At 53.0% G+C, this 22,930-nt stretch carries 20 protein-coding genes and 2 pseudogenes; 7 read left to right on the plus strand and 15 right to left on the minus strand.

Translation table 11 applies throughout. The features are described from left to right. Positions 1–225: 225 nt before the first annotated feature. Both ACWHYZ_RS00980 and ACWHYZ_RS00985 read right to left on the minus strand, forming a co-directional pair. On the minus strand, positions 226–1,101 hold the full coding sequence (locus ACWHYZ_RS00980; protein ID WP_447985441.1) for an ImmA/IrrE family metallo-endopeptidase: 876 nt from the start codon (positions 1,099–1,101) through the stop codon (positions 226–228). Beyond that, positions 1,102–1,443 carry a helix-turn-helix domain-containing protein gene (locus ACWHYZ_RS00985; protein WP_447985442.1) on the minus strand — a complete coding sequence of 114 codons (342 nt, stop codon included), beginning with the start codon at positions 1,441–1,443 and terminating at the stop codon, positions 1,102–1,104. Positions 1,444–1,569: 126 nt separating this feature from the next. Here ACWHYZ_RS00985 and ACWHYZ_RS00990 point away from each other — a divergent pair, with 126 nt between their 5' ends. From ACWHYZ_RS00990 to ACWHYZ_RS01005, 4 genes are read left to right on the plus strand one after another with little or no spacing between them, the layout of a single operon-like run. Further along, the gene (locus tag ACWHYZ_RS00990) at positions 1,570–1,824 is read left to right on the plus strand and encodes a multiubiquitin domain-containing protein (protein WP_447985443.1); all 255 of its coding nucleotides are present in this window, start codon (positions 1,570–1,572) and stop codon (positions 1,822–1,824) included. Then, positions 1,799–2,977, plus strand: coding sequence for a ThiF family adenylyltransferase (locus ACWHYZ_RS00995; RefSeq protein WP_447985444.1), 1,179 nt, complete (start codon positions 1,799–1,801; stop codon positions 2,975–2,977). The genes ACWHYZ_RS00990 and ACWHYZ_RS00995 overlap by 26 nt, the downstream gene beginning before the upstream one ends. Then, positions 2,974–3,384 carry a DUF6527 family protein gene (locus tag ACWHYZ_RS01000; RefSeq protein ID WP_447985445.1) on the plus strand — a complete coding sequence of 137 codons (411 nt, stop codon included), beginning with the start codon at positions 2,974–2,976 and terminating at the stop codon, positions 3,382–3,384. Before ACWHYZ_RS00995 ends, ACWHYZ_RS01000 begins: the two co-directional genes overlap by 4 nt. A 9-nt stretch (positions 3,385–3,393) precedes the next feature. After that, positions 3,394–3,630, plus strand: coding sequence for a DUF2188 domain-containing protein (locus ACWHYZ_RS01005; protein ID WP_447985446.1), 237 nt, complete (start codon positions 3,394–3,396; stop codon positions 3,628–3,630). Positions 3,631–3,657: 27 nt separating this feature from the next. Here ACWHYZ_RS01005 and ACWHYZ_RS01010 read toward each other — a convergent pair. Both ACWHYZ_RS01010 and ACWHYZ_RS01015 read right to left on the minus strand, forming a co-directional pair. Further along, a pseudogene (locus ACWHYZ_RS01010) lies at positions 3,658–6,494 on the minus strand (BPTD_3080 family restriction endonuclease). Continuing rightward, a complete protein-coding gene (locus ACWHYZ_RS01015) occupies positions 6,494–9,004 on the minus strand; it encodes a site-specific DNA-methyltransferase (protein WP_447985447.1) in 2,511 nt (836 codons plus the stop codon). Before ACWHYZ_RS01015 ends, ACWHYZ_RS01010 begins: the two are co-directional and overlap by 1 nt. 173 nt (positions 9,005–9,177) lie before the next feature. Here ACWHYZ_RS01015 and ACWHYZ_RS01020 point away from each other — a divergent pair, with 173 nt between their 5' ends. Next, complete coding sequence (locus ACWHYZ_RS01020; protein WP_447985448.1) at positions 9,178–9,360, plus strand: hypothetical protein; 183 nt, start codon at positions 9,178–9,180, stop codon at positions 9,358–9,360. 395 nt (positions 9,361–9,755) lie between these two features. Here ACWHYZ_RS01020 and ACWHYZ_RS01025 read toward each other — a convergent pair whose 3' ends face one another. After that, positions 9,756–10,007 (minus strand): type II toxin-antitoxin system Phd/YefM family antitoxin, encoded by a 252-nt coding sequence (locus ACWHYZ_RS01025; RefSeq protein WP_447985449.1) that lies wholly within the window; start codon positions 10,005–10,007, stop codon positions 9,756–9,758. An 803-nt stretch (positions 10,008–10,810) separates the two neighbouring features. Here ACWHYZ_RS01025 and ACWHYZ_RS01030 point away from each other — a divergent pair. Both ACWHYZ_RS01030 and ACWHYZ_RS01035 read left to right on the plus strand, forming a co-directional pair. Further along, a complete protein-coding gene (locus ACWHYZ_RS01030; protein WP_447985450.1) occupies positions 10,811–11,053 on the plus strand; it encodes an AbrB/MazE/SpoVT family DNA-binding domain-containing protein in 243 nt (80 codons plus the stop codon). A gap of 141 nt (positions 11,054–11,194) precedes the next feature. Then, on the plus strand, positions 11,195–11,416 hold the full coding sequence (locus ACWHYZ_RS01035) for a type II toxin-antitoxin system HigB family toxin (protein ID WP_447985451.1): 222 nt from the start codon (positions 11,195–11,197) through the stop codon (positions 11,414–11,416). A gap of 1,124 nt (positions 11,417–12,540) precedes the next feature. Here the strand turns inward: ACWHYZ_RS01035 and ACWHYZ_RS01040 are convergent. From ACWHYZ_RS01040 to ACWHYZ_RS01085, 10 genes and pseudogenes are all read right to left on the minus strand, one after another. Further along, positions 12,541–12,966 (minus strand): hypothetical protein, encoded by a 426-nt coding sequence (locus ACWHYZ_RS01040; protein ID WP_447985452.1) that lies wholly within the window; start codon positions 12,964–12,966, stop codon positions 12,541–12,543. Between the two features lie 655 nt (positions 12,967–13,621). After that, on the minus strand, positions 13,622–13,867 hold the full coding sequence (locus ACWHYZ_RS01045; RefSeq protein ID WP_447985453.1) for a hypothetical protein: 246 nt from the start codon (positions 13,865–13,867) through the stop codon (positions 13,622–13,624). Positions 13,868–14,100: 233 nt separating this feature from the next. After that, complete coding sequence (locus ACWHYZ_RS01050) at positions 14,101–14,514, minus strand: hypothetical protein (protein ID WP_447985454.1); 414 nt, start codon at positions 14,512–14,514, stop codon at positions 14,101–14,103. A gap of 10 nt (positions 14,515–14,524) precedes the next feature. After that, positions 14,525–15,291: pseudogene (locus ACWHYZ_RS01055) on the minus strand (IS3 family transposase). A gap of 71 nt (positions 15,292–15,362) precedes the next feature. Then, a complete protein-coding gene (gene istB, locus ACWHYZ_RS01060; protein WP_447985455.1) occupies positions 15,363–16,154 on the minus strand; it encodes an IS21-like element helper ATPase IstB in 792 nt (263 codons plus the stop codon). After that, the gene (istA, locus tag ACWHYZ_RS01065; protein WP_447985456.1) at positions 16,151–17,461 is read right to left on the minus strand and encodes an IS21 family transposase; all 1,311 of its coding nucleotides are present in this window, start codon (positions 17,459–17,461) and stop codon (positions 16,151–16,153) included. Before istA ends, istB begins: the two co-directional genes overlap by 4 nt. A gap of 181 nt (positions 17,462–17,642) precedes the next feature. Next, positions 17,643–17,939, minus strand: coding sequence for a transposase (locus tag ACWHYZ_RS01070; RefSeq protein WP_447985457.1), 297 nt, complete (start codon positions 17,937–17,939; stop codon positions 17,643–17,645). 227 nt (positions 17,940–18,166) lie between these two features. Further along, positions 18,167–18,865, minus strand: coding sequence for a hypothetical protein (locus ACWHYZ_RS01075; protein WP_447985458.1), 699 nt, complete (start codon positions 18,863–18,865; stop codon positions 18,167–18,169). 119 nt (positions 18,866–18,984) lie between these two features. After that, positions 18,985–20,141 (minus strand): IS3 family transposase gene (locus ACWHYZ_RS01080; protein WP_447985459.1). Its coding sequence is split into 2 segments (ribosomal slippage): positions 18,985–19,868 and positions 19,868–20,141, totalling 1,158 coding nucleotides; the frame shifts between segments, so codons are not numbered across the junction. 726 nt (positions 20,142–20,867) lie between these two features. Continuing rightward, entirely contained in the window at positions 20,868–22,535 is a 1,668-nt protein-coding gene (locus ACWHYZ_RS01085) for an ATP-dependent nuclease (RefSeq protein ID WP_447985460.1), read from the minus strand. Positions 22,536–22,930: the final 395 nt, after the last annotated feature.

Raw genomic sequence — 22,930 nt, forward strand, 5'->3', positions numbered from 1 at the left:
GACGTTTTCCGGTATGGCTTATGGATTCGTGGTCATGTTCATTCTTGGCACGGACGTCCACTCGAATGTTTTGATCGTCACTACCGATGACGCAGGTTCGGCACGCTACCCATGTCTTGCTCGCCACCTACCTGAGAAACCGACAGACATCTCGATGAGATGCAACTTTGATTAACCATTGATGGACGACTGACAATCAGCAGCACATTTTTAGGACCGGATGGCTTAATGGCGGAAACGAGGTGTCCAGGATTCGATGAGCGAGTCCTCTTCGTCTTCCTCTTCTTCGTCAAGCAAATCGATGTCGTAGAGGACAGTGAGCGTTTTGCCATAGGTGCCAAGGCCGATCACGTCTTCGGTTATTGCAATGCTGCGGTCGCTGCTGCACCATTCCTGAAGATTGGATATGCCTTGGGTGCGTGCACCGCGTTGAACCTTTGTGGGCTCCAGGTTGAATTGGAATGTCGGTGTGGTGCGCGGTACGGGCTGGTTTTTTCTAAGCCATGTGATGCCGTCGATATCTTTAAAGGTCTCCGACATACAGCAATAATCGATCTTGTTAGCCGTGCTGACGACAATAGCCATCGGGCCAGTCGTGCATTCAATAACGCGAATGGCCGTCGCGAGCAGGGATGTGGTGCAGGAACCCGCCAGACATTCGATGGCGGCCAAGCCTGTGCCGGCGCGGCAAAGCGCCGGGAGAAAAAGTTGGTTGGGCATGAGTAGGCCGGCAGCGAAGTGATCTGCTTCTATTTCGTACCGGTTTGATGATGTAAATCCGGCGTGTGATTCATGTACGTCGCTGTCGCCCAGTACGGCGTCAGTATGTCCTGGAAGGAAGTAGTGACCGAGTTCGTGGCTGACACTGAATCTCTGAAATGGAATGTTATCGATATGGGTGGCATAGCCGATGGCAAAGGAGTTTCCAACGCGGATGAGCATTCCAGAAACGCCCGCACTGGATGATGGTTTGGGGCAGACTTCGATTTTACGGTTCCGCGCTATGGCGAATGGATCGATGGGCAGGGTTGTGATGCCTAAATCGCGAATAAGCTGCTCGGCAGCCCCTGTCGCGAAGCGGAATTCACCATTCTTTGCCATCTATTCCCCGCGTGCTTTCTTTGCGAGCAACTCGATCAGCTCATCGGCAAATTTTCGATCATCGGAGTGGAGTGCATTGTAATGCCGGTGGAGTTTGTCAGCTTGCGCTAGTGCCGTGAAGCCTTCCACCCGGCCGAGAAGGTAGTCGGTCGTCACATCAAGTGTGTCCGCGAGAAGCCTCAAATTGTCGAACGACGGCTTACGAGCACCAGTCTCAAAGTGGGAGATGGCGGAAGGTTGAAGTTTGGCTTGTTTCGCAAGCTCGCCTTGACTAAGACCACGGTATTCTCTTGCTGTACGCAGCCGGTCGGGGAACATATCGGATGGACTTGACTGTTTCATGACGATTCCGTATAGTAATAAGTGACGATTTCGGCAAAGACCCGCGAAGGGTCTTTTATTTGGGCCACGAGTTGACGGATTCGTCACATTGTAGATGACTATTTCACTATAAGCAAGGAGGATCGTATGAAAGCAGATCATGAGAAGGAGTTCAACATCATCGTGAATGGTCGCCCCAAGGTCATGACGGGGAAGGAACTGTCCTACGCTCAGATCGTGGGATTGGCCTTCGACAACCCGCCGACGGGTGAGAACGTCGCGTTCACAATTACCTATCGAAAGGGCGAAGGGAACAAGCCCGAAGGAACCCTGGTGGAAGGGGAGACAGTCAAGATCAAGGAGGGGATGATCTTCAATGTCACAACAACGAATAAATCGTAGCCCCGATCTGAAACGGCTGCGGGACGAGGGATATGACGTTCAACTGAAGGCCGGCTTTCTCCTGCTGGGGAACGTCCCCTATGTGACCGCTGCGAGACAAATCAAGCGTGGCATTCTCGTTTCAGAACTGACTCTTGCAGGGGACGTGACCACGACGCCCGGCACGCATGTGGCCTATTTCGCCGGCGAGTATCCATGTAACAAGGACGGATCGGAACTCGGGAAAATGCGGCACAACAGTGGCCCGCAGCAGCTAGCGGAAGGCCTTGTGGTTCAGCATTCTTTCTCGGCCAAGCCATTGAGCGGCGGCTACACCGACTATTACGACAAGATGACGACGTATGCCGCGATTCTTTCTGGTCCTGCGGAGGCGATCGATCCGGACGTGAAAGCCCAAACGTTTCCTGTTATTCGGTCAGAGGAAGGCGAGTCGGTGTTCAACTACATCGATACGGCCTCAAGTCGAGCCGGGATCAACATGGTGACGATGAAGCTTGAGCTGCGGAAAATCGCAATCGTGGGCTTGGGGGGGACAGGGTCGTATGTTTTGGACTTTGTCGCGAAAACCCCAGTCGGAGAAATTCATCTCTTTGATGGAGACACCTTCTTGCAGCATAACGCCTTCAGGTCGCCGGGAGCTCCATCGATCGAGGAACTGCAACAAGCACAGAAGAAGGTGATGTACTTCAGGGATCGCTACGCGACAATGCGGCGCGGAATAATGGCGCACGAATACCATATCGACGCTTCGACCGCTGAGGAGCTGCGGGATATGGATTTTGTGTTCCTGTGTATCGATGGGGGAGGTGTGAAGCGGCTCATCATCGAGAAACTCGAAGAATTCGGGATTGGCTTTGTAGATGTTGGCATGGGAGTTGAACTCGTAGATGGTAGCCTGGGCGGAATCCTGCGCGTCACGACGAGTACAGCCAAGCAACGCGGGCATGTTCAGAAACGGGTGTCTTCTACGGAAGGTGATATCAATGATAACTATTCTCGGAATATCCAGATTGCGGACCTCAATGCGCTGAACGCCGCCTTAGCCGTCATCAAATGGAAAAAGCTGTCAGGCTTCTACCTCGATCTTGAAAACGAGCACAACAGTACCTATACGATTGACGGCAACATCATCACGAATGACGATCGGCCATGAAGCGAAGGAGCGTCCTGAAGCATGAATTCGTCGAATACATTCCCAGCGAGCTGAAGGAGGGGACGCTCTATGTGTGCACGGCCTTCGGGACGGCCGCTCATAAATGTTGCTGCGGATGCGGAAAGGAAGTCATCACGCCGATCGGGCCTACAGATTGGCAGTTGGCGTTCGATGGGGAGGCGGTTTCGCTTTATCCATCGATAGGAAATTGGAGTTTCGAGTGCGAGTCGCACTACTGGATTAAACGAAACAGGGTCGTATGGGCTGCTCGGTGGTCAAGGAAGGAGATCGATGCGGGAAGGGCTTACGAGAGAGCGGTGAAGGATCAATATTTCAGCGGCGGGGAGAGCCCGGTTCCGTCTGAAAGTTTTTGGGAGAGAGTAAGGAAGTGGTGGTTTAAGCAATAAGGAGGTCGTATGTCGGAAAAGCGAGATATCCATGTCGTGCCACACGAGGACGGCTGGGCAACGAGAAAAGAGGGCGCCGACCGGGTCAGCTCGACGCATAGGACGCAGAACGCGGCCGTCAATAGGGCAGTAGGAGTGGCCAAGAAAGATGGTCTGGAGGTCGTCATTCATCGAAAGGACGGGACCATCAGAGACAGTGAAACCTATGGGAATGATCCCAATCCGCCGAAGGATAGGAAGCACTAGAATTTCAGTGCGTTCAACCTCAAGGATTTAAGACGCAATCGCCCGCTTATAGCGGCCAAGGAGGTCCGGCAAGTCCGAGGGGTTTTTAGAGAGAGCCCAGGACCAGTGGCCGAAGGCGCCATGTGCATTCACGGCTCTTGCCCATTCGTCGAGGAAGCGTCTTTTGACCTGATCCTGTTCTGTATCCTGTCCCTTTGTTTCGAGGACCAGATACTTCCCTGATGCGAGCCGGATAAGAAAGTCCGGTCGATATTTCCTGACGACGCCGCGATACACATAGAGAATCTCAAATCCGAGGTGATCGTTTTTCACCCAGGCGGCAACGGCGGGATTCTTGTCGAGCTCGTAAGATTCCGTGGATTCCCATGTGCTGTCATAGACGCAGAAGTTGATGTGGCTGCGTTTGGCGCGTTCACAGGGCTTGCCTGTGTACCATGTGCCCACATCCGCCGTCGATCGGATAGGCCGGTCACGGTCAAAGAGCGGTTCGAGATGCTCAGTGTTCTCGAAGCGGATGGCGTCCCAAATGTGCTGAACGACCTTGGTCATGTTGAGAGTGATGATGAGCCGCCGTTTGAGCAAGTCCTGATTGAAAAGGGCGGGCGCGATCGTGATCTTACCCGCTTTGATGAATTGTTCGACAAGTTTGACGAGTTGGGCTAAGAGCGCTTCCTTGCTGCCTTTCCAGTCCTTTTGCATTTGATCGAAGACATCACGCGCGGCCGTGAAGGCGATGCGCTGGAATCGGAATTCCTGCGCGAGACGTTCGAGGTCGATATGCGCGATCTTTGATACGTTCGGCTTTCCTTCGACAATCGGGGCGAGCTCTGCGATCTTCGGCGTAAGGGAGGCATTGAGTACAAGCGGCTTCACCTGCGACCAATTCAGGGAAAGGGTTGGATGGTAAACGTGTTCTATCCGAATGACATTTGGCCAATTGATCTCGAAGGTTGCTTTTGTCGGGTCTGGCTCGATGGCAGTTTTTGGTTTCGGCGGTTTCGCGATCGCTCCTTCGGTGGATTCGTGCGGGAGGAAAGTGAATGGGACGCCGAAAATATTGACGTATTCCGGTTCAAAGAGGCCGGTCTTGGGATCAAGCTCGTATGATGTACGGCGCAGGCCGCGGCCCACGACCTGTTCGCACAGGAGCTGGCTGGTGAAGGCACGAAGGCCCATAATGTGGGTGACGGTTTTTGCATCCCAACCTTCTGACAGCATACCGACGGAAATTACATTCTGAATCTGCTCGCCAGGCTGGTTCAGTTTCCCAACCGTATCGACTTTAAGGCGTAGAAGCTCTGCCTGTTGTTTTTTTGTGAGCTTTGGCTTCGTTCCCTCGTCGGGATCAGAGTCACCATTGCCATTCCCGTTGCCGTTGTCTTCTTCTGTTGCGGCTGTGGTGATTGGTTCGTCAGCGGATTCCGCCTCATCGAGCACTTTGGAATCGATATGGAGCGTGCGATCGGGATCGCACAGCACCTCGATGTGAATTTTGCTTCGATCAAAGGCGTGCTTGATCCGTGCCGCGGTTTCGGTACGATTTGCTACGGAAATCATAACCGGTGGCGTTTTGAACCCTGCCTTTTTCCAGACCTTGGCTGTTTCCTGCCAGTCAAAACCGAGAAGATGATAGGCGTTCAGCACGAGGTCTGGCAGCGGATCTTGAGGATCGGCCTTTCGTGTTAAGTCGTACTTTACCTCATCATCATTGTAGATGTGATAGAGGCGCGTTTATATGTGCGGGCGTCCGGGATAGCATCGTCACGGATAACAACACGGGGAGTTTTGACCAGGCCTGCCTCGATAGCATCGTTCAGCCCAAAGTCACTTATGATCCACGAGAAGAGAGCTTCTTCAGAGCTTTTCTTGCCGGAAGGGGCAAAGGGTGTTGCAGAAAAATCATAACAAGTCAGGACGCCGCGAGCCTTGTTGATCCGATCGAGCCCGCCAATCCATTTGGTCGCCTCTTCGATATCCTCCTTGGCAACGCCCTTAATTTTGGATTCTGCCGGAACGCGCCAGGCATGGTGCGCTTCATCGTTAATGATAAGAACGTTACGGGAGGAAGCCATGTCGCCCAGGACCTCGCGGACATAAGCTTCATCGCTTTTTGGACCACGTTTATCAACGCTGCGTCTCTTTTTGATTTTTTCTTCTGTCACCCAGTTGAGAGCATGCCAGTTCCTAATGAGGACTTTGCCCTGCCGTAGCTTGTCGAGTAGAGTGGACGGGACAATGTTGAAGGCCGAATAGTAATTAGCAGGGTGAGACGGTTCTAAGACTGCTAGGCGGCTTCTGACGGTGAGGCCGGGAGCGATAACCAAAACGTTCTTTGAAAAGCGCGTGTCTTGAGGATACGTGACCTTATTAAGGAGGTGCCAAGCGATCACCATAGCCATGACAATGGTCTTGCCGGACCCGGTCGCCATTTTGGCGCAGAGGCGTTTGAACTCCCCGCCATCAGATGGGACTTCGATGCCGACTTTGTCATGCTCTGGCCCTTCGGCAAGCCAGATAAGAGTTTCAACGGCTTCAAGTTGGCAAAAGAAAAAACGTCTGGTCTCAAACTCTTCAGGATTGCGCCAATGTTCTAGGAGGCGCTTGGTAATGCTTGTGACGCCGGGATAGCCATCCTTGCGCCATGATTTCACACGTGGGCGGATCTTGTTGACGAGCGGGATTTCAACGAAGATTCCGGGATCATCAAAGGATTTCGAGCCTTCGGAAGCGACCACGTAGCCGGCAGGTCGACGGTCTTCTTCAACTAAGGTGAATGTACGATTCTCACGGTTGTAGCGCCAATAGCGTTGAGGCTCCTCATAGGGCGAGTTGATGATGAGACGGTCAATGGTTTTCTGTTCCATCAGTCGAGGGCCTCGATGCGGAGGCTTTCAATGCCGCGGTCATCGATGACCTTCACGGCAACGCGGCCGTGCTTGCCTTTGTCGAAGGGTAGCGACACGGTCCCGCGATAGGATGCGATGAGGCCTTCATCAATCTCGCATTTGAGATTCCTGGCAAGTTTTGACCAGCCTTCCTTCTCGGCAGCCAGTGGGAAAAAGACTTGGGTGGGAAACAGGCTACGGCCGTCGTAGTCTGTATCAAGTAGCCACATGGCGATTTTCTCTTTGCCGCCAGATTCAATTTTTCCGGATCGAGTATCGTAGTAGTCGAACCCAAGGACGCTGACGCGGTACTTTCCTTTGTCGTCGCCTTTTTTGATGTTCTCAACTTCGATGTCAGGGCGGCCGATATACCAAAAGCTTTCGTTGCTAGAACGCTGTTTCTTGAGGTCCTCCGTGAGAAGGTCGGCATTCATTTGGACTTTGAGGAGAGTGACTCCAGGCCAGTTGAGCTCGTCGATGTCCTTGGCGGCTTCCGGATCAAACTGGAACGCTGCAAAAACAACTTTCTTGGGCTTGGGAACAAGGGCTTGAGCCTCTTCAATGGCGAGCGCGACGTGGCGTTGTTCAAGAGGAGCATGCTGGGGACCAAAAACTATGGCGACGCGCTCCGGTTTTGTATCTTTGGTTTCGGCATCGGCATGAATCCATCGTGTACCAGGAAGAGGCTCGGCGCGCGAGAATTGTATGCGCTGCCCGCCTTTGAGACGAATACCAGTCTTTAACAATTCCTGTCTCCATTCGTCCTGGCGGATGGTCTCGCCGGAACGGGTCACGGATACATCTGGTTCCGAAAGAACAGTGTTATCGATGTCGTCAATGGGTTTGACGTAAGGAGCTGGCACCGCTTCGACCGTAAAAGGTCCAGTGACGCGGATTTTGGTCCGCTCAGTGAGAGGCTGATCGTACAAGGTTTCTTGATCCGGCGGTTCGTCGTTAGCAATATTTTTGAGGGTTACATGAGGTAGCGATTTATAAAGGAACCCGCTTCCTATGCCTTCTGCTGGCCGAGCGAGCCGATAATAGTCGAATGCAGAAGTCATCATTCGCTGTTTCGCTATTGTCAAGGCTACACGGGACGTGTCGCACGTGATCCAACGCCTTCCCCATTGCTCTGCGACTGCGGCAGTCGTGCCGCTACCGCATGTAATGTCGAGCACCAAATCTCCCGGATCGGTGGTCATTAAAATGCACCTTTGAACTACCTTCGTCGCAGTCTGCACGACGTAGACTTTTCCCATGCCGCTCCCTGTGGCGGTATCGGTCCAGACGTTAGAAATCTCTTCGGCGGCGAAATCGTCGAAATAGCGGATACCTGCAAGGCTGTTTCCTTGGCGGGAGACTCTTCCTTTATGTATGAGCTTCTCTAGGCTTTCTTTGGGGAAACCCCACCAACGATTTCCAGCGTTAAATACCCGGCCTTCAAGCTCAACGTCGTAGCGTGCGCCTGGTCCTGGCTTTGTAAGAATCACATAGCGAAACGGACGAGCTCCCTTCGGCATGTCGGCAGGATCGAACTGGGATAGCTGCCTGATTGATCCGTCGGGCATTTCAACGAGGGTGTAGCTCCCTGGATCATCAGAAAAGTGCTTTTCTTTAAAGAGCTGCCTGAACTTCATGTTCTTAGCGTCTTTTGCATAGAAGAGAAGATTGTCAGTTCTTCGAGGCAAAAGGTTGGCTCCTAGAGCGCCTGCCTTTACAAAGAAAATGTGGGAAATGAAATTCTCGACCCCAAACACTTCATCCATAATTGCGCGGACTAGATGTGAGTTCTCGTCTCCTATCTGAACGAAACAACTGCCTGTTTCGTTGAGGAGGTTGCGTGCCACGAGAAGACGATCGCGAAGATAAGTTAGATAGGAGTGAACACCGAGCTCCCATGTATCGCGGAATGCCTTGATTGTTTCGGGCTCAGCAGTGAGGTCCTCGTCCTTCCCGTCCTTGACAGTCCGGTTGTTCACAAAGGGCTGGAAATTCGATCCGTACGTTATGCCGTAAGGTGGATCGATATAGACCATTTGCACTTTGCCAGCCATGCCTTCCTTTTCGAGCAGTGAATTCATGACAAGGAGGCTGTCGCCTGCGATCAGACGGTTCGACCAATTGTGGGCATGTTTGTAAAACTCTATTGCTTCCCGAAGGGGTGGGTTTTCTTCAAGACTGGCAAAAAGCGATCCTTGGACGAAGTTGAGTCCGTTCTTCTTTCTGACTGCTTCAATGATGGACCGGGGATCGATGCGTTCGTGAACGTGCAGAGATACGGTGGGGATGTCAAATGAAGTGTGTGCACATTTTCCTGCCCACTGCAAGGATGGATCAAGGTGAGGATCATGTGCATATGTTTTCTTGATGCCGTCCTTGTCCGTGTCCGGCGTGACGAGACCTACGGGAGGATTGTTCGCTCGTTTTTTCCCACTATGTGTATAAGTTTCGATCTTCCGTTTGGTGTCCGTGGTTCCTCGACGGCCCATATTGCCGTTCTCTCCGGTGATGTACGAATACTGCGGTAAAACTATATAGTGATTTTTTGGAAGATAACGTAAAACCGCACCGTTTTGCTAGATATTTGTGTGAGCGGCTGAATCTTGGCACAGGAAACGGCCCAACTAAGCCGCTCCCGCATAGCCTCTTGATCGAGAAAACCATGCTCCTTGTTGGGGAACCACATGCGAGCGAAGCGAAGGACTTGAGTTCCTATTGCACGCGGGCGTTGACGTGGGTTTTCTTGTCGTCCGTCATCGTAGCGATAAACCTCTTGCAAAAGGCCGATGTAGTCATTGCGGAAGGAAATCGGCTCGGCGCGGCCCACGGGAAAACGACACATTAACTAATATGGACACACGGCGACGCCTTCGCCTACCGCTCCCTTGCCTGTGATGTTTGCCTCGGATGAAGTTTATCGGGGAAGGGGTGGTTGTCGATCTTGGCGTTTCGAGTTGTGCTGTCGAAAGCCGAATCACGCGGTCGCCCGGTGATTACGTGCGATTACACATCTTTATGCCTGACGGCACTGAAGCAGTGAAGGTCGGCTTGGCAAATGTGCAATGGGGAGACACCAACCCTTCAGGGTCGAGTTTATGACAATCCCCCATCCCCACCAGCTCCGGTTAGGGTGTTGGCTCAAGACGCGCGTTGAGCCCATTCGCTATAAGCCGCACGCTGCGCCGGCGTGTTGCTAAACGATAGTATGGGTCTATCTGCCTGTCGAACCCGTTTCCCGTCTTATGTCTTTCCGTCAAATTCTCGCTGAATATCTCGGGGAAGGGGTGCGTGAAAATTGGCCGCTATAGTCAGTTGGCCTTTCAAGAGCCCGGGCTTCCGGCGTCGTTTTTCAGCTTTAATGGGGATCAGCCTGGCCATTGGCTTACCGGCCTTGGCAATGATCACCACTTTTCCCGCAATGACCTCGTTCAGCAGACGACAGAGGTGCGTTTTTGCTTCGTGAATATTGACGGTGCGAGTATGGGGTGACATCGCCAGCTCCTGAGGGATGGGTAGAAGAGCTCTCCCGGACTTCCTTGGGCTGAGGTATGGTTCACAATTCCGGAATAACGATCTTTAATCGTCTGATGCGATTCCCTTGTCGCTCGGTACGCCGAAGGGAGATGATACCATGACCGGTTAGGTTATCCGCTCAAGACCTGTGTTAAGACCCTTTAGTTCATCCGCCAAGGCTTGCACGGTCAAGGGCCCACTGCCTTCTGAGCGATTGTTCACCAGGACATACGCCTAGCGTCGTTTTGCGACCACCTGCTTGACGAGCCAAATCGTGCCAGCTCGCATCTCCGGTAGTTGTTCAATGATGCGATTGTAGCGCTAAGCCGCTTCACCGCTGCCTCATAGGCCATGCCCAATTGCGTGAGCAGCCGCACAACCACAAACGGCGCGTGTCGGGTCTTTTGGCACTATACACTCTAGTGATTTGAATGGCTTACAGAAACTCATCCACATTATTTGGCCCTAGATTCGGAGAATCTTTGACACTGAGATTTTCCCGCAAAACTGGGCACTGGCTGCCCGTTTGGGTCGGCCTTAGGTAGGCCCACAATTTGGCTGACCTTGACAGCGTTAATGGGCCACGTCACGCTAACATGAAGGGGACTGAGGTTCGATGCCGATGGTGACGTATGGCGCGTCGCTTTTGCTTTCGACCTAAACAATAAGCCATACTTCTTTGCGGGCTCGCGCAAGGCCGCCTAAAAACTTTCGAGATGGTGACCGCACTTCATCAAAGATGCTTCGATCGGAGCAATACTCAACCTTTGCAAGGAGACATAATGGAGTCTCGACTAAAGAAATGGGGGAACAGCATAGCTGTGCGACTGCCGATGTCCATGGTCAAGAAGTGCCAGCTAAGCGAAAACCAGCGAATCGATATTTCCTGCCACGGCGGTCGCATCGTCATTGAGCCAGTTAGTTTCAGTCGCTACCACTTCGACGTACTGGTACGGCAAATAACTGCTGAGAACCGACATGACCCTGTTGATTTCGGTTGTCCGCTGGGCAGAGAACTTCTTTGACGCCGGGAGGCTACCGTCTACTATGAGAATTCTTATCTAGCCGCGGGGCCTCCAGCGGTTTGCGCTCGCAAAAGGCTCCTGAACATACCACATGGACGCTAACGGTGTGCTCAGCCCTCCTTGCATTCTATCGACGATATAATGAATCGCTCCCACTTCCCTGAACCCAGTTCTGAATTAAAGCAGTGGTATGGAATTATTAAGCAGGCTTGTTGGAAGTCTTTGCGAGATGTAACGCATATTTATTCAAATGCGAATCATGTTGGATGGCGAACAGTATTCAACATCCCGGGAATCGCATCCGTTTTACTGTCGGTATCGATTATCGCATTCAGCCTTGTCTATCTCCTGCATATCTTATAGGAGTACGACGAAGAGGACTGGAAACGATGAATACCTTACGATCAATTGATAAGGAGGCATACGGAAGCTGTTAGCTGAAGCTCTCCCGACAGTGGTTGCCAGCGAATCTGACTACCAGCGTACAGTCGCAAAGGCGGAGAACTTGATGGACCGTGACGAAGATAACCTAATGCCGGAAGAAGGTGAAGCTGCTTAATTTACTCGTCACGCTCATTGATCGGTACGAGAGTGAACACTATCCGATAGGCCGCAGCTTACCTCATGAAATTCTCATTCACTTGATGGAATCGTGAGGGTTGACGCATAAAAATGTATGGGAATTATTTGGTTCTAGAAGCATGGCGTCTGAGGTGCCAACAAAAGGCGCTCGCTCAGCAAGAGTCAGGCGCGCGCGTTGGCCGACTTCTTCCACGCTCAGCAGACCTATTTACTGGGAAAAAACCTAGCGTCCGCAAAGCCGGCTGATCTCAGCATCCCAAACCACTATCGGAGGATGATAGCTCAGTCATGAAGTGCGATGAAACCCATAGGCCACAGGTTTACAGATCCTTGTACGTTAATCGACTTGATTACGTCAGGATGATCGCCAACCTTGCCAGGTGCCCCTGCTCAAGTGGCTAATTATTTAAGTTTTGACAAGTTGCAACGAGTCACGTGCAGATCTTAAGTATCAGCGTTGTACTACTTATCAGAACCCACATCGCAAGCACAAAGATCAACCCATCAACCGAAACAGTGTTGTGGCCATGTGTCACCTCATAGAAGCCATGAACGATGAGGTTTGCCATCCCCTCACTCAGTACCACCAGCAATACCGAGTCAATCCGTGCCACGAATGCTCCACAAAAGGGGCGCGACGTCGAGAGCCCAGTAACGGAATGCCGCCAGCATTTCTTGCATCCAACTTTTCGAGCTGCAATACCAACAATCCAACGTGACCGTTTAATCGCTGCATGGGGCTGTCATAACACACGCTTAATCCTCTTACATAATAGCAGCGGCTGACCACCTGGAATGCTCTACTTTCTCCTGTCAGTCTGCTCAGGCATATGACCCCACCGCGCATCGCGTCCCATAACGGTCTCATTCTCGTCACACGAACCAGGGCGAAATCGCTTCTCCGATTAGTTGTCTGCGAGTTTCTTGAATGTCTGCTTATACTGTCGGTTGACCTTCGAAAGTGCCTTTCGAAACTGCGCTTGACGCGCGTCTTTTGTTAATGGCTCAGAGATGCGACGTTTCTGAGTCGGCGGAATCCTCAACGACTTATTTGCTACGTTCGTGAACATGGGCCGTTGCCGTAGCCAGGCCAACGCCTTGTCTATCCTTTTTTCGACTCTCTTCTGCTGAGCCAGCATGGCGTTGAGGTTTTTCGGGGCCTTCTGCATGAAGAGCTTGAGGAAGGCGGCTTCTATCTGCCGGGGACCAGCAAGGTATTGATTGATCGCCTTCCGAATCTCGCTCGGCAAGGATCCTCTTCCGGCTCGCCGGATTTTCCGGTCCAGTGACCGTTTTTGTTTCGGTGTAATGGAGATGGTGACTAGAGGCATAGAGCGCTCCTGCCATTGTGATGAAGAGACATCATTGTCATACAGTGTCTAAAAGGGCCTCGTTCGAAAGTTCAAAACAATCATCCAGTGCCGCGGGAACGAGGACCTGCTGATGCAGTCCGTGTGGGAGAATTATAAAGTTTACCGTTGAATAGAATTCGACCGTCTTTGAGGACGCGGGTATGAATGTCTTGTCCCTTATATCTTCCCTTCAGCATCATGGCTTGTGAAACATATTCGGTCAGTATGGGTTGCCAAGGGACCTTGTTCCCACTCCATTACACACAGTCCTGAGCGTTTATTCCGTGAGGGCCAATAAGGTCGTTTAGTACCATTCGGTGCATGTACCCATATCGTCTCTGAACCGGTGACCTCGGCACTGGCGAAGTGGCTAATGTGCTTATTGTCTGATGGCCCCAGTATGCGCAGCACAAGAGACTTGAGTTCCCTTATATGCATCTCACTGCTCGTTATATATATATTAGTGTACTTAAGTATGCATTCCTCTCCCGAGCTTCCACTTGACATTTCGCTGCGCCAACTTTTCATACAACTTTAATTTGCATTGAAGATGATGGTACTGCCCCATAGAATCTTGCTCTTCAGATCGGAAATGGGCTTGATCGGCATTATTGCTGACCCCTTCGTGGCATATCTAACCGAGCCCATTTGCCAGGTGCGTGTTCGAATCTCCAATACCTCCGTACGTTACATGGACGGCCCAAAACGTATTGCCGAGTTTGCTATGCTGATGCGCAAGCGGCGGCATCGCCGTGCAATGACGCTTTGCGAACCGTGGGATAGTGATCTCCTCCCAGACCTTCGAGCACATCTCAAAGCCGTCCGGCAATTGCTTGGCATAGTGGCTCAGGAGTTCAACCGCATTGAAAACGATGAACAACTTGCTGCTCTTTTTTTAGCGCCTGACTTTTTCCTCGATTCCGGGAACGGACAGAACAATGCTGGAGTAGTTCCAGAACCCTCTACGTTGCTTTTGTACCTGACAGCCCTAGCTGGGTTATGTCTTGCTCGTATACGACTCAGATACTCTCAGTTAAGGAAGACCTAAGTTAAGAAGGTTAGAATTGGTTGCTTCAGCCGTCGGAGGACGGAACGCCGCCGAGAACCCGAAACTCAGTGGATTTCGTGTGACTTAATGTCGAATCCCTCCAGGGGATAATGCCAGGCGGTAGTAATTTCGAAAATAAAATCGTTGTGCTGATTTGTAAGGAGGTCTCTGCGATACTTTGCTTTAACAGCCTCAGGCATGCAGCCGATTAAGGAGAAAATGATGAACGCATCGCCTGCAAGTTTCTGGGTTGGTTCGGGCCATATTGCGGGTGTACGCACCCCGGTAGTTATGGTGTGATCATACTCATACAGACGTAATGTAAATAGCCATGGATGAATCTGTCGCATCCACACTTCAAAGCCTCGACCATGATGAGTGAGATCCCTATCCAGATCAGATTGAGCTTTGGTAAGCGCCTCATGACCGAAGAAGCTCTTGAGGTCGTTGATGTACCTGTGATCTTCCCCCGAATTCATGGACACCGAGTTAAGACCATCTCGCCATCGCTTCGAACTCGGCGGGGGATCGATAACCGAGGGTCGAATGACGGCGGGCCCGGTTGTAGAAAACTTCCAGCCACTCAAAGATGTCCTGCTTGGCCTCGCCCGTGTCCGATACCGTCGATGGTGCACGAGCTCCGTTTTCAATGTATGAAAGAAGCTTTCAACGACGGCATTGTCCCAGCAGTTGGCGCGTCGGCTCATACTGACTGTGATGCCCTGGGTCGTGAGCCGCGCGCGGTAGGCGGTGGCGGCGTACTGCGACCCGCGGTCGGTATGATGCAGGAGTCCTTCCGCGGGCTGTCGGTGCCCCAACGCCATCGTCAGCGCTTCATGGGCCAACGCCTCCGTGAGCCGACTGCCCATCGCCCAGGCAATGGCCCGGCGCGAGTACAGATCCAGCACAACGGCCAAATACAGCCAGCCCTCCTCGGTCCAGACATAGGTGATGTCCCCCGCCCAGACCCGATCAGGCGCGGCCACGGCAAACTGACGATTGAGCGTGTTCGGGGCCACGGGATGCGCATGAGCAGAATCCGTCGTGGCCCGCCACTTCTTCACCATCTTGGCGCGGATGGCGTGCGCCCGCATGAGCCGCGCGACCCGGTGTTCACCGACCCGGTGTCCGTGCGCTCGGAGCGTCGCATGGACCCGGGGGCTCCCGTACGTCTGCCGCGACTCGGCATGAATCACTCGGATCGCGGTCACCAGCTGCCGATTCTCCGCTCCGCGATGACTCTCCCTGTCAATCATCAGCCGGAGTTGACCCTTTTGTTCTGATGTGAAATTGACCCCTTCCGGGTGGCCTGGGCATTTGAGTTGCTCTAGACATCTGAATGGGCCGCGGTGCCGACGGGAGACTTGAAGAGGCCCGCCTTCCGTTTCTCCCGCAATCGATAGCTTTCGCCTTTAATATTGACCGTGATGGAATGGTGGAGGAGTCGATCCAGAATCGCCGTGGCGATGACGGGATCTCCGAAGACCTCCCCCCAGGCGCCGAGGCTTTGATTACTGGTGAGCAGAATCGAGCCTTTCTCATAGCGCCGGGAGATGAGCTGAAAAAATAGGTTGGCGCCCTGCCGATCAATCGGGATATAGCCGATCTCATCAATGATCAAGAGCTGGGGCTGCGCCAGCACCTTGAGCCGTTCCTCCAGCCGGTTTTCGGTGAGCGCCTTGCCGAGCGTCGCTAGCAATCCCATCGCCGTCGTAAACAGGACGCGGTGTCCCTGCTCACAGGCGGCGATGCCGAGGGCGACGGCGAGATGCGTTTTGCCGACGCCGGGCGGTCCGAGGAACAACGCATTCTCGCCCTGCTCCAGATAGCGCCCGGTGCCAAGTTCACGGATGAGTTTCACATCAATGGAGGGCTGCACTTTAAAGTCGAAGCTCTCCAGCGTCTTCTGAAACGGGAACCGGGCCATTGCCAACCGCATGGCCAGATGTTTATCCGTCTTGGCCTGCACCTCACGCCGCAAGACCTCCTCTAAAAAGTCCGTATACGACCGCTCGGCCTTGGCCGCCTGCTCCAATAAGCTCGGCAGTTCGGCGGCGACTTGATACAGACGCAGGCGCTGACAGTGTGCCTGGAGCCGCTCGAGCTGGGGCGTGCTCATGAGGCACCGCCCGGCTCGCCCACGGCGGCGTAGAGCGCCAGATCTCGCACCATCACCTCGCCGAGGCGGCCATACGTGGGATCCCATTGGGGGGGCCGGGGCGTGGCGGTGGGTCCCATGGGACGCAGCAGCCCGCGATAGTGCGCCGGGTCCATCACCACCGCATGGCGGGTCGTCTTCGCATGCCGTGCGATGCAGGTCTCGCCATGGAAGATCTCATAGTGGTGACTGCTCTCCTGTACATGGACGGTCGTGCCGACATACTGCACCGGGACGGAATAGCGCGCGGCCGCGATGGCGACGAGCGCATCAGCCGGCACGCGCCGCAGGCGCACTCGTTCGTAGTGATAGGGCGGACGCCGGCCCAAGGGCGTGAGCGTCTCCCGTGCGAACCGCTCGGTCGGCCGCTCATGGGTCGTCCCATGGACGCGCTGATCGGCGACCGTCATCGTCCACTCCTGCAGCCAGGCGTTTAAGTCCTCCCACGACCCGAAGCGGCGACCAGCCAGCGCATTGCGCTTCACATATTTCACGCCGCTTTCGACTTTGCCCTTCGTTTGCGCCCGATACGGCTGACAGGCCCGCGGCGTGAACCCATAATGACGCGCAAAATCCTCCCACACGGGATGCCAGAGCACACGGCCCTCGCGTCGGCCCATGATCAGCGTCCGCGGGTTATCATACAGACACTCCAACGGCACGCCGCCAAAATGCTGGAAGGCCCGTTCATGGCCCTCAAGCAACGCACTGAGCCGTTCATGCGGATAGGCCGACGCCCACAGGCGCCGCGAGTATCCGAGGGTACACACAAAGATATGGACCACTTCTGGTCGGTCGCCGATCCAGAGGCGGGTTTGGCCAAAATCGACTTGGGCTTGCTGGCCGGGGGTCGTCTCAAACCGCACCGTCGCCACGGTCGCCCACGCCCGGTCCGCACAGAGCGGCTGAATCGCCCGCTGCACTTGCTGATAGGGGCCGGCGAACCCTAACGCTTGCAGTTCTCGATGCAGTACACGGCCGTTCCAATTCACTTCCGGCCCCCGATGCTCCATGAATCCTCGATAGGGATCGATCTGACAGGGACGGTCCACTTTCAGGCGAGGCCGCCAGGCCCCGAGCCGCTGCCACCGCTTCACGGTGTTGCGCGCCACGCCGAGGTCTCGGGCAATCGTTTTGATACGCTCGCCGCGCTGCAGTCGCGCCAGTACTTCTCGCACGCCGTCTTCTCGCAACATCCCATCCTCCTCCGTTGGAATCGTCTCCCGCGAAGAAGGTACTGGGATCATCACCGCCTCTGCTAGTTCCATGTGTCTCCTCTCCTGGTTATGGAGAGGGGGCAATTTCACATGATGATAGGGTCAATTTCGCATGATTACTGACACTCCCGTCGAGACGCCCAGGCATAGTAGCCTGCAGACGAGATGGCCAGGGCCTGACACATCAACGTCACTGGAAAGCGGCCGGCATGCGCCCGAATGGCCCGGCATCTCATCGCGGGGCTTTCGCGAAGTACGCCGCCACACTTTTTAAAAAATCCCGCTCCTGCGTCACCCGGGTGAGCTCCCGCGTGAGCCGCGCCAACTCCTCCTCGTGGGGCTTCCGACGCCCCTTCCCCGGAAAGGAGTCGGCCGGATCGCTGGCCAGTTCCTGCTTCCAGCGGCGCAGCACATTGGGCCGGAGGCCGAGGTCTCGCGCCACCTGGGCCACTGAATTCCGGCTCTCCGTCACGAGTTTGACGGCCTCGACCTTGAACTCTCGCGTAAATGATCGTCTGACTTTGCTCATCGTGCACACCTCAAGGGTTAGCATGATCCACCCTTTTCGAGGTGTCCACTAAATTGGGGGAAGATCACTGTGAACCTCGGTACTCTTAACAGTATTGCTGCGCCGGTTCATTTGACGATCATTGTCGGACATAGTTTCAACTTATTTAGAGTGTAGTCGGCGAGTCTTCTAACAGAACGAGCTAATCTTTCGGCCTCATCTTCAAGTGATGTCAACGTGGTCTAAAGTCAATGATCAGTCGCTTCAGAAGTGTCATGCCTCCTGCTGTTCTTGCTCACGTGCTGAATCGCCACATCCTTAAGTTCTTCGGGCTTTATTGGGGCATCGGCTATTTTCAACCACTCAAAAAGAAGTGCGGCACAGGTTTGCTTGATGCGAACAAACACCTGCTGCATGTTTTCATATGGCAAAAGAATGGGCTGTTCCGGCACAAATAGATCTTGTATTTGTTTTAGCTTCTGATACTGGTCGATTGGGATGATGCTCTTGGTATGAAGGATAGCGTTTCTGACGATGCGAAGGTCTCCCATCACGTTAGAGCGGATACTAGTCCGTTGTACGTTTTTCAATGTGGCAAGTCTCGGTCTTATTTCATCTTCCCAGTAGGTATAGAGGAAAATGATAATCGCCTTAGCATGTTGCTGCTCATTTGAACCCCCAGTAGCATTCGCTGCCATATAATCCTCCGCGCGAATGATGCGGTTATGAATCACGTCCGGCTTTGATGGATCTTCATAGCTGGCCCATATGACCACCGGAAGCCCTTGTTTATCAATCGACGAACGTACCGGTTTATTTGCTCGATGCACTTGCCGTTCAACGCGCGTCCGATGGCCTGCAAACCCAGCCAGTGCGTCCATATAAACCCCCACTTGCTGGTTCACGAAGTCAATATATTCTCGAATGACGCTATCGAAGGAATCCATGTGAACTAAACCCCCAATACGGCTAATCGACTATCATGTTCTAGCCAAGGTCATAATGCAGTTCTACCAAATCCTCGCAGGGCCCAGACTGATCTTCCCCCGAATTCATGGACACCGAGTTAAGACCGTCTCGCCATCGCTTCGAACTCGGCGGGGGATCGATAACCGAGGGTCGAATGACGGCGAGCCCGATTGTAGAAAACTTCCAGCCACTCAAAGATGTCCTGCTTGGCCTCCGCCCGTGTCCGATACCGTCGATGGTGCACGAGCTCCGTTTTCAATGTATGAAAGAAGCTTTCAACGACGGCATTGTCCCAGCAGTTGGCGCGTCGGCTCATACTGACGGTGATGCCCTGGGTCGTGAGCCGCGCGCGGTAGGCGGTGGCGGCGTACTGCGCCCCGCGGTCGGTATGATGCAGGAGTCCTTCCGCGGGCTGTCGGTGCCCCAACGCCATCGTCAGCGCTTCATGGGCCAACGCCTCCGTGAGCCGGCTGCCCATCGCCCAGGCAATGGCCCGGCGCGAGTAGAGATCCAGCACAATGGCCAAATACAGCCAGCCCTCCTCGGTCCAGACATAGGTGATGTCCCCCGCCCAGACCCGATTAGGCGCGGCCACGGCAAACTGACGATTGAGCGTGTTCGGGGCCACGGGATGCGCATGAGCAGAATCCGTCGTGGCCCGCCACTTCTTCACCATCTTGGCGCGGATGGCGTGCGCCCGCATGAGCCGCGCGACCCGGTGTTCACCAACCCGGTGTCCGTGCGCTCGGAGCGTCGCATGGACCCGGGGGCTCCCGTACGTCTGCCGCGACTCGGCATGAATCACTCGGATCGCGGTTACCAGCTGCCGATTCTCCGCTCCGCGATGACTCTCCCGTCGAGACGCCCAGGCATAGTAGCCCGCAGACGAGATGGCCAGGGCCTGACACATCAACGTCACTGGAAAGCGGCCGGCATGCGCCCGAATGGCCCGGCATCTCATCGCGGGGCTTTCGCGAAGTATGCCGCCACACTTTTTAAAAAATCCCGCTCCTGCGTCACACGGGTGAGCTCCCGCGTGAGCCGCGCCAACTCCTCCTCGTGGGGCTTCCGACGCCCCTTCCCCGGAAAGGAGTCGGCCGGATCGCTGGCCAGTTCCTGCTTCCAGCGGCGCAGCACATTGGGCCGGAGGCCGAGGTCTCGCGCCACCTGGGCCACTGGATTCCGGCTCTCCGTCACGAGTTTGACGGCCTCGACCTTGAACTCTCGCGTAAATGATCGTCTGACTTTGCTCATCGTGCACACCTCAAAGGTTAGCATGATCCACCCTTTTCGAGGTGTCCACTAAATTGGGGGAAGATCGGACAACACGTGCCGCAGCCTCAGTAATGGCAGCTTTGCGCTCTCTAGAGTTGGACATTATGGTTAGGCGTGACCTAAATTCTGGCTCCGCACGCAAGATTGCACAGCTCTCTGGGATTACTAAAAATGATCTCCTTAAAACTATTGTTTATGGCGCACCTTCTGAATTAGCGAAACTTGCTGGGACTAATGCCCTCCTTGATATGCCACTCCTCCTCTACACCAGTCACGTTAAGATCCACTTCGAGCAGCAGGCGAGGAGATATAACCGCCATGAGTGTATATGGGCCAATCAAAACTGGTGAGTCGCATAGCGGAAATCTGTCCACACTTGTACGATATAGTGTCCAACGACTACGTCCGAGTGGCAGTGTGGCCTGTGCCAAGGCGTGCGGCTTCTAGCAGACTTTCGTAGGCAGGCATCTGTTCCACTGCCTAAAGATTCTCTCTACCGAGAATAGAGGCAGTAAAAATTGGAGTGATAAATGTTCTCCCGAAAACACTCCTTTGAAGCATTGAATACATCTCTTATTTGAAGTAGCATTTTAATCAAACTGCTTTTTGTTTGCTAAACAATTCCCCTAGCTTCCTACTTGGTATAGCAAAAAGTGTTACAAATTCATTCGTCTTATGTCAGTCAGTCTTTTGTGCCTTTGGGTATCACTTCATTCCTACTGAGCATTTAAGCACCTCCTCTAAGAAGTCTTTCGCATGCTCAAAATCTTCGAGTCTAAGGCCCTCTTTTACGATCTCAAACAGTACCTCTTTGGCTTTCGAATATTCATCCTTTTCGATGACACATATGCCGTCCAGTTTCCGGGCTAAAGAAACACCTCTTCGTTCAGCTTCCTTGATCATACGGTTTGAGTAGTGGCGCTCTATCCCGCGAAAGGACTTTCCGAGAGAGGGGTTAAAGGCGCTCTCGGGCCAGACGAAGACCTCCATTGCATCATCAACTGCGAAAAGCCTACTGAAGGTTTCCTTCTTTCCTGCTGCATCCCAATCCAAAATTATAATTACAGGTGAGTCACGTTGACGAGACTTAATAGCCTGAACATTTTCTCTCGTATACCTTAGTAGATCGTCAATTCCACCAGTGCTCTTACCATTCCCAAGCTGCTCCAGATATCTAACCTGAATTCTTCTTTTAGGCCGCAGATGCTTAAAAGCTTCTTCAAAGAAGGCTTGATCATATTTCCCCTCAACCAAAATAAGTGGATCAAGAGGATAATGAAGGATGGGATGAGCCCATCTCGAGATACCGGATCTTGATAAAATCTCTAATGCAGTTCGGATATCATTTGTAGGTTCAAATAATGTTTGTCCATTTACCTGCATCACGACGACTGCTTTTTTTGCATATTGAAGCATAAGGTCAGAATGGGTGGTGCAGAGAACCTGAAGGCGACTTGAAGCATCCCCGGAAACAGAAGAAAGGTATGAAGCCACGCGCGCCTCTAATGTTGCATGCAACGATGACTCGGGCTCTTCCACAGCCCAGATAGCGCCTTGCCGCCATCCAAATTGCTGAAAGTAGTCACGATCAATTAGATACAGAGTTTCTAGCATTAACAAACTCTGTATTCCTGAGCCCTGTGCATCATCTTCTATTTCGACGCCATCATGACCTAACCGATACCCGAACGCGAAAACCATATCACTCCAGGATGTAGGTGTAGCGAGCCGTATTTCTCCAACATCCGGACAAGCATCTTGGAAACGGTTCGCCAATGCTTGAATCATCGTTTTTGAAGTCTGATGTAGTGCATCAAAGGCTTTGTCATGACCCTTTGCTTTCTTGCCAAGCCTCCTAATGAGAACATCGCGTAAAGACTGATGTTCATTAGAAATGACGTCAATGGGAAGAACGCGATTGGGGATATAACGAAAATTAATCAGTTGAAGGAATTGATCAATTTTTTGTCGTTCGTCAAGTTCAAGTTTAGGGCTTTCGTTCAAATGATATGCTGGTAAGGTTTCACTCCGTATCCATTCTTTTTTAATTCGAAATGATCTACTCCCAAGCAATGTCTCTACACCATCGAGCCCCTTACGGAACTTGAACTCCTCTGGTAGCGTGAATGTGACCGAGATACTAATTCGCTTTGTCTTTTTTTTGACAAGATCAGGTCGATAATAATCTTTGTCTACGCTAAGTATCTGCTGACCATCGGTGTGGTTATTGAAAAACGCATTTAGGGCACGCAGGACATTTGACTTGCCAGAATTGTTCAGGCCAGCAAAGGCAGTGAAATCCCCCAGGTTCTTTAAAGAACCATCACGAATGGACCTAAAGCCCTTAATCTCTATTTCAGAGATTAGTCTCATGACCGAGCCTCCCAATGCTTAGGCCGAGTATCTCTTGTTGTTAATGGCCGAATCATTGCATTCAGTAACAGACAGTAGTGATCCACCATTTTTTCTTATGCTAGTCCAAACGCTTCGGGGTCCTCTATTGTCTCCTGGCACTTCGGTCATTTCTCAATGCACGCCTGTCACCATTCTTCCATGCCGCGACGGCTCGGATGGAGATTGTGGTCCAGTCTAGCGAAAGATCTTTTTTAAAGCTATAAAGCTTAGGTAATAATGGTTGGAGCCGGTTATGGTTGTTTGTCGCTTACATATGGATGACATTGATGCTCATGCTTAGGCTTTAAATGCGCCGCCATGCCATCAGGAGCCATGGTTAAGCTCAGTTTGTACCAGCTAAGTGCGTCCAGAAC

This window comes from Nitrospira sp. Nam74, assembly GCF_965152615.1.